This is a genomic window from Neptuniibacter sp. (assembly GCF_024231755.1).
In the GTDB taxonomy this organism is placed as follows: Bacteria; Pseudomonadota; Gammaproteobacteria; order Pseudomonadales; family Balneatricaceae; genus Neptuniibacter.
Map to the genome: position 1 here is coordinate 1 of NZ_JAAEQH010000129.1, position 4112 is coordinate 4112.

A 4112-nucleotide genomic window follows, 5' to 3' on the forward strand; every position below is an offset into this window, starting at 1 on the left:
AGAGAGCGGGAAAATATTTCCACTTTTTACTTGACAAATAATCTTTTTCCGTTATTATAGTCACGAGCGTGTGTTAAATGAATTGTCCGCTGGGATGAGAGCCACGATTTTCAGCAGACACAAGTTGTTTACTTCTTTATTATAGATCCAGTCGTTAAAGGGAGCTTTCCTTAACAGGAAGGTTATATCTTACAATATTTATTAATCTTTTCAACCTGTAGTTGCTAAGCATAGTTTATATTTAAGACTCATTCCTTCAAACACTCGGATTGAATCGCCTCATTTCGATATGTCAACCACAATTAACAATAACATATCGTTAATTATATTAGGAGGTGTAAACCTTATTGATTACAAGGCCTTTAATAAGAGCCAGAAGTATATTAAATTCGATAACATAACATTCTGGAGTCGATTCTTTAATTCTGAAGAATTTGCTCCTTTCTCCAAATTATAGGAATTAGGGATATTTAATTGGGACTTTTACTCACAAATCCCTGGACGTTAGGTGAGCTATGAAAATTTGCCGTAAAGCCATAACAAATAAATTTAATCAAAGAATTTTCGGATTTGGCCGATTAAATCATTATTCGTGTTGGTATGGCCGATTTTCGGTCTATCAATTAATAATCCTAAAAACTTATTTCCTAATTTTTAAGGAGGAAATAAATGTTGCTAAATAGAAAACTAATAATCGCGGTACTTACCTTGGGGTTAATGTTATCCTTCGGTAGTGCGGCTATTGGTTACGATGACAATGAAAACTATACCCCAAAGGTTATAGATCTTGGTATCAACCAACAGGGGTATAATCAATTTGACGCCGAGGTCAATGTAAGAACGACTGGTGTTTCCAGACCGACTAACTTTGATCAAGCCGTTAATCCACTGCATCCCAATTTTGCGAGTCCAGAGAGAATCTGCGAAGACCTTCGCTATGATGACAATCATGCGTATTATTGGTCAATTCCGGATTCATATGCGACTACCCATTGGGCACAGCGGATGACACCTGAATTTGGTTGCACACTTATTAGTGCCACTGTTGCTGTTGCCCAGGAAAACGGAACTCCTGGATTAACAATTCAGGTGTACAGTGATGCTGGTGGTTATCCAGATGTATTAGTTGGTAGCTGGGATATTCCCAATGCCAGTTTGCCTCCGCTTGGATTCTATGGTTATCTGACTGTAGATATTAGTGCTTCCAATCTTGGCGGTGCGGCTTCTATGGATGACTATGTCTTCGCCGCTGGTGAAGATTTTCATATCGCGGCTACGGTCACCGGTGGTGGAACTGTTGGAGTCGAAACTCTCAAGTTCTATTCCGATGATGCTACCAACCCCACAGATAGAGCTTCCGAGTTTATGGGTGGTTTCTGGTATTTGATGGTTGATGACTGGGGATTCCCAGGCAACTTCGAGATGATTGCCGGACTTTGTTTAGACAATAGCCCATTGGCTAGCGACGACTGCTATGAAATCATGGACTGGGTGGACGAAGTTGGTTATTATTGGACTATCGGTCCAACCGCTTATGGCGCCAGAAGTCATGTTTATCATAAAGTAACTCCATCAACTCCAGACACTCTGACATCACTTGATATTGGCTTTGAGCCATATTTCAGTCTTGATGATGTTGGTGACGGCACTGGTACTTTCCCAGATGCTTTAGTCTCAATATGTCCTGATGATGGCGCTGGCTTCCCGGATACTTTGAATCCAATTTATACCTTTGTCGTGCCTTATGGCGATCAGGTATGGATGGCCAACTATGAAGTCCCGAGAATAGGCGTACCAACTCCATTTTTTGTTGACGTCAGTATCCCTGGCGGCGGCGTTGGGAATCAATTGCTTGGTACCATCACTGATGCCGGAGCTATTTATGCCGGCGGGATTTCTGGACAATATCGTAATGACGAGTGGTCAACATTCTTAAGCTGGTATGGACTTGATGCTGTTTTTAATGTAACAGCATATATGTGCCGTGACATCTATGAAGAATGTGGATGGTCTTGGCATTATGATGGCACAGCTGGAGCCTATGGTTGGGGATTACCTGACACTTGGGGTTCTGGTGGAACAAATCATGTTTCCAAAGCTGCCTCATATCAGGAAGTTTCACTTTCTGGATGTGATTTAGAATTTATTGATGTTGCATTTTTGGGTGCCTGGGGCGCTCCATATGCACAACCGGCTTATGTTTCAATTTATTCTAATGATGGTGGGGCTCCTGGAGAACGGTTGATGTATATCCCGGTTTCCGGTGATGGCTTAGTGCCAACAGGCCCATGGAATATTGCTCCTCACTATTTCTTTGATGAAGGATTCTGGATCGTAGTCGAATCATTTGCTGATGCCTGGGACATGGATATCCTTTCTGATCAAGGAACTGGTGCTGGACCTTCAGCCTACTATAGGTCTGGAGACATTGCAGGTGAAGTCGAAGGATGGTACGGTTTCCCTTATGACTTCATGATTGATATGTATCGCTGCTGTAAACCATTTGTTATTAGAACTTGTGCTCCGGATGGCGACTGGCCGACAATGGGTAAAAATGACAATCGTGATAACAGCACATTTAATGAATTAGGCGATATTCAGTGTAACTTGACTAAAGCATGGACTTATGTTAACTCAGCAGGAACCGGTTGTACATTTGCGACACCGATTATTGCTGATGGAAAAGTCTTTGCTTATATGTTCAACTCACTGGTTTGCGTTGATGTTAACACAGGTGCTGAAATCTGGAGACAAGACATCAACTACGCCGAAATAGGCGGTTCTTGCCGCGCTACACCGACATATATTGATGACGGTGTTACCCCCGCTATTTATTGTGGTGGTGGTGACAATGGTTATTTCTCCAAATTTAATGCCGCAGACGGCACTATCATGTGGGGATTTTCCATGAATGGTCATGCCCAATATGCTCCTCATGTCTTTATGACTGTTGATGATGGCACGACTGTCACTGATTTAGTTGTTGTTGCTGATGGTCTTGGAAACATCTATGGTTTAAATACTGTTGATGGTTCAAACTATTACTATCCAGGATTTAATACTCCTGTATGGACAGCAACTGGACAGGTTCACAAGGCTTTAACAACCGACGGAACCTATCTATATGTTGGTTGCGATGAATACCTAACAACTCCTAACTTCTGGCGTTTGAATATCGACTATACTGGTATTACGGTAGATTGGGAATTTGCTGGTACTCTTGGCTTCCAGCTACAGTTATTGGATGATGGCTGGGTAAATCCTGAGACCGCTCAGGAAGGTATTAAATCACAGATCCTTTATTCACCAGAAACTGATGGCGACTTTGTTTATTTCCATACTGCCTATTCTATGCAGAACTCATCACCTCATAACGGTGGTGTCCTGTATAAAGTTAAAGCTGATGGTTCTGAACTAATGTGGGCCAACGAATCAAACGGTTCTGCTAATGGATCACCATCTGGCATTATCAATGATAAAGCTGTGGTCATCTTTGGTGGATATTGTGGTTGGATTGGCGGAGCTGGTCATTATGCTGGCCCGATGGCTTACTCTAAAGCAACAGGTGTACCTCAATGGGGTCCTAATGCTGAAGAACCATATTGGAGTATCCAGACCGATCCTTCAGTTCCTGATGTTTATTCTGAAGTTGTTATGCCGGGTGTTTTAACTTGCGAATCTATTGCTGACCCTGTTGACAACGATTGGTTTATCTTTGGTAACGTAGATGGCTGGTGGAACTTTGTCGACGCTACAGCTGGTGAAATTGTATGGCATCGTCGTTCTGCTCGTTTCTTTACCTACGTAACTGGTCCGATTATTGACGAAGCTGGACATATCATCTTTGGTGAACAGTGGAACTTACACTGTATGGCCAACGATGTTCCTCGTCAGCGTTTACATATCGCTGACCTGTCACCTGAACTGCCGGTTCCTTTTGGACTTCCTACATATCATGAAATAGTCTTTGAGGATGTTATTGCAAACTCAGGTTGTACAGATCTGGAAATTTTCCATGTTGAACTTCTTGATGAAGACAACGGAACATTCCCAGCCAGACTTCACCAGATTGACAACGATAGAGCTGAAAACATTTCAACTCTGGCCATGAA

At 42.3% G+C, this 4112-nt stretch carries 1 protein-coding gene; it reads left to right on the forward strand.

The features are described 5' to 3' along the window. Positions 1–669 precede the first annotated feature (669 nt). Positions 670–4112, forward strand: a 3443-nt coding sequence (locus tag GY843_RS07620; RefSeq protein WP_297308184.1) for a PQQ-binding-like beta-propeller repeat protein, incomplete at its 3' end; no start/stop codon positions are given.